We start from the raw sequence: 7,057 nt of genomic DNA on the forward strand, positions 1-7,057 counted from the left end.
CAGCAAAGGCGTCAAAAAAGCAGCCAAGGCCACCTATAACTTTGCCATCGGCGATGACATCAAGACCATCAAAAGCAAGAAAACAAAATGGTACCAAAAAGCCGGCGCCGCCATCAGCATCGCCTCCAACTTCATTCCAGGAGGAGGCCTCGCATCCAAGGCAGTCAAAGCCGCTATAAAAGGCACATCGAAAGCGTATAAAGCAGCGAAAGTAACTAAAAAAGCAACGACGAAAATTAAACGATCACCGAGTAAGAAGGTTTCATCCAAAGTCAACAAAAAGCCAAAAACCGTAGCTGCCAAGCCGATTCGGACGGCGCCAAAGGTGCAGAGTAAGGCGAAGGTGAAAGTGACTGCGACGGTTAAAACAAAACCGAAGACAAAGACCTATGTGGCACCGAAGACAAGTCGTGGAGCAACTGTAAATAGAGTTGCGAAAAACGCGGCAAAAACAGAAAAGCAAGTCGTTAGCCCAGATGTAAAAGTAGCTCCTAAGGAAGCTTCTAAAGAAGCTCCTAAAGGAGGCAATACCCAAAGGACCGAATAAGCGGAATCTCCTTTTTTAATGAAATTGGATTTGCAGTATTTTGCTGAGAATAAAGGGACTGGTGGAGCTTCTGGGTCAAAAAGAACTAGTAATAAACTTCAAGCAGATCAATCTGCTGAAGGCGCACATAATACCTTTAAGAGAGATAAAGACGGGCATATATATAAATATGAATCCTTTTCTGAGCCTCGTCTAGTTAACGGTGTTAAAAAGTTCAATCTAATAAAGAGGTTTGACGGAGGGAAATTTGATGGAACTCCTGGTGCAGATCATAGAGGAGTGCCTACGCCGCATATAAATGGCAAGAAAATAAAAGGTGGTGTAAGACCACCAGAACCATGGGAGATTCCAAATAATCCAAGGTTTAAATAGTGGAGAGTGAATTGAGTTGAACATACTTCAGTGGATTAGCGAATGGTATTCGTTTCATTGTAATGATGAATGGGAACATGAATACGGTTTTAAAATTTCTACAATGGATAATTCTGGTTTTTATGTAGAAATAGATTTGGTCGGAACAAATCTAGAAAATATCGAGTTAGATGAAATGTCTGTTACAGTAGATCCAGACGATGATTGGTTCACCTATAAAATAAATAATCAAAAGTTTGTTGGAATGGGAGACTCATCAAAATTGGAAGTCTTATTAATCACTTTTAAAAATATAGTTGAAACACATAGAGGGTACTATTTTATTAAATCTATAGAAGATATAATATCAAAATATATGAGGTATGGTGGCTATCAGGGGTCGAATAGTGTTAGTGTACCCTATAATAAAGTCCATGCATGTGTCAATGAATTTTTAGAAAATAATATTGAGTTAGAATCAATTCAAGCTGTAGAATTTGAAGAGAATCAGGGTAATGTTATTAAAACATTTTCTTCGTTAGATGATGTTGTTGAATTAGAAGGTGAGTATCATTATTTTGTAAATGTAAAAGAATAATCTTAGTAAAAAAATTGACGTTTAGAAGGGTGTTTTACATTCTTTTAGACGTTTTTAATTATGTATTGCAAGGTGCTAGGGAGGTTTTATGAGCAGTGGTACAAAGGTAGGCTATCAATATAAAGGTGAAATTCGAACAGGTTACGTGAAGTTTATGGGTAACTCTCGTAAGGGGGAAGCAAAATTTGAGTTTGTAGGAACAAATGCCAATGGTGAAGTTACAACGTATCATGTCAAACAGGGTAAGGATTTATGGAAATTGCTAAATAACAATAAACACGATAAGACAATTAGCACTATGGACTAAGGTGCTAGTTTTCATGCAATATACTGTAAAATTAATAGAATTAAGTACTCTAATTGAAGAAAAAGCTGAACTTGAAATTAATGGACAAAGAGTGGTTGCTTTTATCAATAGCTGTCCTTTTGAGATAAATCAAAGAGGACAGTACCTTGTTGAAATGGAATTGACTATATTTGATGACTTAGTAATTTCAAAGATTGATTCAGATGAAAAAGGTATTGAGCAGATAGGAGATAGCTTTTCGTATTTTATTAGAGGAACTTTGAATATTGATACGGGTAATATAGACGCAGGCATATTATTTGATGTGGATAGTGAATTTCTTTTCGACTATGGATACCTACATAATCAAAACGTACAAATTCGGGTGGATCGATTAAGCGTTGATTTTATTGGGTGATATGATGAACCTTGATTGGCTAAGTGCCTTTCAAGGTTTTTTTTTGAACCGAAGAATTAAAATATCCTAATTTTGAATAAAACCTCATGATGGTTAGCTGAAACAGGAGATTGCCTGCAGTGACATTTATATAAAATAACTACACTAACTACTCGATTTATCTTTACACATGAGAATGACAAAGCTCGTAATACTGAAGGAAAAAACATATTAGCTATTACACAAAAAAGATGAAATACTTTCTATGAAGCAATTGAACCTTGCTTATGCTCACTCGGGCCTGTAGATAAACTGTCTGAATATGATAGGTTTATTTCGGAGGATTTTCATCCTTTGTTAAAGATAGGTGTGAGTCATTCATTTGAAAAACTGCTTAATAATTCAATTATTAATTTTAAGCCTGCAAAGGAGGTAATAATAGCTACCTTTGGAAAACAATATATTCAAGTTATAGATAGAATGCAAATATTTGAGAATGGTCAGGATGATTTATTGCACAATGGAGAAATCGTGCTTTTGAATGAATTGTCGGAGATAAAGCTTGGGATGAGGTAGAATTGATTACTTAAGATTTGATGAATTCCTTGGGAAAATCTTAATTTGCTTAATACCCTTCAAGTTTTTATCTTTACTTCAATCAAAGACTCAGTATGATGTTGGTGAACTAAGACAGGAGATTGAGTGCCGGTAAATATTGTTTAGGCTCTGAACAGAGTCTATGCGCGCTTCTTCTAATATGCTGACAAGGCCTCGTTTTACTATTGCTCTTACTGTCACAAAATTTTTTCTGTAATCGCCATAATCATTATTTGCTTGTCATTCTATAAGATAAAATTATTTAATTGTACCAACAAAATTCACTGGAACCCAGGACGACATCGTCGCCATTACCGATGCGCAACAAAACGTCATCGCGAAATATACCTATGATGAATGGGGAAATATCCTCAAATCAGAAGGATTAAGCGACATCGGCAAAGAAGTGGTCAAAGCCAATCCTTTCCGCTACGTCGGAAAATTCGGCGTCCAATATGATGAAGAGACCAAGCTCTACTTCATGGGCTGGCGCGAATACGATCCGAAAATCGGCCGTTTCCTAGTCGCAGATGAATATGAAGGAGAAGACGACAATCCGATCTCATTCAACCGCTATCTCTATGCGGAATCCGACCCAGTCAACAACATCGATCCGGACGGCTATGCACCAAAATGGCTGAAAAAGCTCAGCAAAGGCGTCAAAAAAGCCGCCAAGGCCACCTACAACTTTTTCATCGGCGATGACATCAAGACCATCAAAAGCAAGAAAACCAAATGGTACCAAAAAGCCGGCACCGCCTCCAACTTCATCCCAGGAGGAGGCCTCGCATCCAAGGCAGTCAAAGCCGCGATAAAAGGTACAGCGAAAGCGTACAAAGCAGCGAAAGCAACTAAAAAAGCAACAACGAAAATTAAGCGGTCTCCGAGTAAAAAGGTTTCATCCAAAGTCAACAAAAAGCCAAAAACCGTGCTGCCAAACCGATTCGGACGCTCCTAAGGTGCAGAGTAAGGCGAAGGTGGAGGTTTCGTCGACGGTAAAAACAAAACCGAAGATAAAGACCTAAATGGCGCCGAAACCGAATCGTGGAGCAACTGGAAATAGGGTTGCGAAAAACACGGCAAAAACAGAAAAATATGTCGTAAGTCCAGATGTAAAGATAAGTAGTCAAAGCTCATCTACTAAGCCACTGGGGCCAGTCCTAAATTTTTTGACAAGCCTATGGCTGGCGATAATGTTGGGGTGATGCTTAGGGGGACAGGTAAATATCAAGCTGGAGCATACAAAGATATTAAGGAGTAGAAGGACTTGATGCACATTATGTGGGACAAAAAGCATTAATGAAGGATTTAGTGGAAAATTATGATTTAAACACTGCTCCTGCTATTAATGTTCCAAAGGTAGGTCACACAAGAAGAGGTCCTAAGGGTATAGTCTCAAGAAACACTGAAGGAATTGACAGTCCAAGACAATTATTAGCTAGAGATATTAAAGAACTTAGAAGAGTTTATGATGACATACCGAATTCCGCATTAAAAGAACTTATTGAATTAAATAAAAAAATGTATCCGGAAATGAGGAAATAAGATGAATGAGAACTTTATTAAATCACTATATGAGTCAATAGTTAAAGAAAATCTTGAATTAGAGAGAGAACTCTATGAAGCAACAAAAATCGGACCAAAAATTGATGAATACTGGAAATCAGCTATTGGTCTCTACAACAGTCTAACAGAAGAAAATAAAGATATTTTAATGAGGATAATTGAACAAACCATGATTGATACCATTTCAAACATGCTCGGTATAATTGATGGAAGCTCCACGCTAAATGGGTGTTCCCTAGAACCTAAATTACTGCTTGATTCTAATGATACAGAAGGGGAACTACAAGATCTCTTTTTAGAATTCATAGAAAAGAGAGCGAACAACAACTAATTGGTATGTGGATTTTAGAAGTATATTATTAATAGCACAAAAGATTTAAAATGAATTTTTGTAACCTTGATTGGCTATATGTCTTCAAGGTTTTTGATTTTAAGAATTTTTGCTTAAAAACAAAATGAATTTTGAATCAAAAATTCATGATGGTTAGCAAACTTACGAGGGGTAGCATCAGGATTTTGCGGTTATCTTAACAAGCTACAAGCGTGTTATTCATAGTATACAAAGTAAAGAAAACCGTCCTGAGTGTTACATTTTAAACATGTTAACTTAATTCTGTAAACAACTTATTCAGCATAGAGATGTCCTAACAATGAGAAGGCATCTGTTAACCTTGTTTAGGTAAACCGACTGTTTCTCAAGTGTCGAGAAAAGAAGTTAGAATCTGATGCCGCGTGGCTCATTGTCAAGACCAAAAAGCCGGCGCCGCCATCAGCATCGCCTCCAACTTCATCCCAGGAGGAGGCCTCGCATCCAAGGCAGTCAAAGCCGCGATAAAAGGTACATCGAAAGCGTATAAGGCCGCCAAAGCAACTAAAAAAGCAACGACGAAAATTAAGCGATCACCAAGTAAGAAGGTTTCATCCAAAGTCAACAAAAAGCCAAAAACCGTAGCTGCCAAGCCAATTCGGACGGCGCCAAAGGTGCAGAGTAAGGCGAAGGTGAAGGTAGCTGGGACGGTAAAAACAAAACCGAAGATAAAGACCTATGTGGCGCCGAAGCCGAATCGTGGAGCAACTGTAAATAGGGTTGCGAAAAATGCGGTAAAAACAGCAAAGCAAGTGGTTAGTTCAGATGTAAAAGTAGCTCCTAAAGAAGCTTCTAAAGAAGCTCCTAAAGGAGGCAATACCCAAAGTACCGAAGAAGCGGAATCTCAGTTTTTAATGAAATTGGATTTGCAGAATTTTGCTAAGAATAAGGAAACAAACGGGTCTGAAAAAAACATATATATTCCTAAAGATAAGAATGGAAAACCTGTTCAGTTACCGAAACACCTAAATGGAGAAATCGAAAACGGAACCGTTCATAAACCGGATACGGATGCTCCTCATACACAAATAGGAGCTAGAAAAGGTAGAAAGGGTGTATACAGACAAACTTTAGAATGGGGATACAACGGAAAACCAGTACAACGAACAGATTGGACAGACCATGGAAGAGGAGATCATGTTAACCCACATTCTCACCCTGCCAAGTTTAAAGATGGCTCTTGGAGTTTTAAAGGAAATTAGATATTAAGGAGGAAACATGATAAGTAAAGCAAAATACACACTTAGGTTATATGGTAACGAACATTTTAATGATGAATTATCCTGTTTAGGTTGGCAATTAGCAAAATTACTAGAAGGTCTTAAAACAGTATCTGAAGATTATAAATGGTATGTATTTGACCTTTACGGTACAAGCGAGGGTGGTTTTAATCAATATTTTCTAACTAACTCAAATGGTTTGTGTGAATTTTTTTCTATTGATACTTTGATTAAAAGTTCTAAAAAAATTATTCAATATGAAACTGGGGTTTTCGTTATGTTTCCTAAGCAGGCACAATTAGTTATGAGTTTTGATGAATATCCAAGGACAGAGGAAGAAGAGGGGATGCAAATACCTAAGTCTATTATTGAAATAAGAGCATTTGATTTTTCTTATTTTGAAGTATATTGTAATGATGAAAAATTTATCAAATTAATTTTGGATTACATTAAAAAATAACAATTACCATAGTTTATTTCTTTCTTAGAAAATTAAATGTTATGAGGATAAACTGCTTAAGAGTCTAGTCTATCATTTTAGAATTCTATGGGTTTTTGGTAATCCACTTTGATTGATGTACCTTAACATCAGGTAATGTTGCTATAGATAGAAATTATAATGTACCAAAAAGTTGGAGCCGCTATCAGCATCACTATAAGGGAGTATTGTAATTGGGAATAAAAGTACTATTAGAGAAAAGAAGACCTTTCCTCGTACTGGTATATTATAGCTCAAAGTGGCAATAGTGAATTTGTAACAATAGATTTAGCACCTACTAGATTAGGTAGATGTTATGACAGTTTCATTGATAAGCACGGCATTATTGGTGAGTCACAAATTATTGCATATTCCTTCACAGAATTGCTTGAAAACCTTGTGAATAATGGAGGAGACTATTGGTATTGGCTGAAGGACAATTTTATCCACCTTGGTGATGCATACGATGATATAGAGTAGATTTTATTATTTTATAACCTTGATTGGTTTTATACCTTTCAAGGTTTTTCCTTTTATAGGTTTAAAGCAAATTATATGTACAGTTTATACACTATACCGTATCTACGATGACTGGGGAAATATCCTTAAATCAGAAGGATTAACCGACATCGGCAAAGAAGTGGTCAAAG

Annotated in this window: 11 protein-coding genes and 1 pseudogene; all 12 read left to right on the forward strand. The window is 36.7% G+C overall.

The annotated features are described in order from the left end of the window. Positions 1-547 (forward strand): hypothetical protein (locus tag CWS20_RS28285; RefSeq protein ID WP_206605395.1); only part of this gene is annotated, 547 nt, incomplete at its 5' end. 18 nt (positions 548-565) lie between these two features. Further along, a complete protein-coding gene (locus CWS20_RS26170; RefSeq protein ID WP_066200928.1) occupies positions 566-919 on the forward strand; it encodes a polymorphic toxin type 24 domain-containing protein in 354 nt (117 codons plus the stop codon). A gap of 16 nt (positions 920-935) precedes the next feature. After that, a complete protein-coding gene (locus tag CWS20_RS26175) occupies positions 936-1,496 on the forward strand; it encodes an immunity 53 family protein (RefSeq protein ID WP_066200926.1) in 561 nt (186 codons plus the stop codon). Between the two features lie 88 nt (positions 1,497-1,584). Beyond that, positions 1,585-1,803: a hypothetical protein gene (locus CWS20_RS26180; protein WP_066200923.1), complete on the forward strand. Its 219-nt coding sequence runs from the start codon at positions 1,585-1,587 to the stop codon at positions 1,801-1,803. A gap of 13 nt (positions 1,804-1,816) precedes the next feature. After that, complete coding sequence (locus CWS20_RS26185; RefSeq protein WP_066200920.1) at positions 1,817-2,200, forward strand: UCP019853 family protein; 384 nt, start codon at positions 1,817-1,819, stop codon at positions 2,198-2,200. Positions 2,201-2,533: 333 nt separating this feature from the next. Further along, entirely contained in the window at positions 2,534-2,755 is a 222-nt protein-coding gene (locus CWS20_RS26190) for a hypothetical protein (protein WP_066200917.1), read from the forward strand. Positions 2,756-3,086: 331 nt separating this feature from the next. Then, entirely contained in the window at positions 3,087-3,734 is a 648-nt protein-coding gene (locus tag CWS20_RS26195) for an RHS repeat domain-containing protein (RefSeq protein WP_491523034.1), read from the forward strand. A gap of 323 nt (positions 3,735-4,057) precedes the next feature. Next, positions 4,058-4,321: a hypothetical protein gene (locus tag CWS20_RS26205; protein WP_066200912.1), complete on the forward strand. Its 264-nt coding sequence runs from the start codon at positions 4,058-4,060 to the stop codon at positions 4,319-4,321. 1 nt (position 4,322) lies between these two features. Next, a complete protein-coding gene (locus CWS20_RS26210) occupies positions 4,323-4,673 on the forward strand; it encodes a transposase (protein WP_066200909.1) in 351 nt (116 codons plus the stop codon). A gap of 401 nt (positions 4,674-5,074) precedes the next feature. After that, complete coding sequence (locus CWS20_RS26215) at positions 5,075-5,911, forward strand: hypothetical protein (protein ID WP_066200906.1); 837 nt, start codon at positions 5,075-5,077, stop codon at positions 5,909-5,911. A gap of 16 nt (positions 5,912-5,927) precedes the next feature. Further along, positions 5,928-6,389, forward strand: a complete 462-nt coding sequence (locus CWS20_RS26220; RefSeq protein ID WP_066200903.1) for a hypothetical protein — start codon at positions 5,928-5,930, stop codon at positions 6,387-6,389. A 237-nt stretch (positions 6,390-6,626) separates the two neighbouring features. Then, positions 6,627-6,887, forward strand: a pseudogene (locus tag CWS20_RS28875) (SMI1/KNR4 family protein); the annotation flags it as partial. Between the last annotated feature and the right edge of the window lie 170 nt (positions 6,888-7,057).

The sequence above is a fragment of the Cytobacillus horneckiae genome (assembly GCF_002835735.1).
GTDB classification, from domain to species: domain Bacteria; phylum Bacillota; class Bacilli; order Bacillales; family Cytobacillaceae; genus Cytobacillus; species Cytobacillus horneckiae.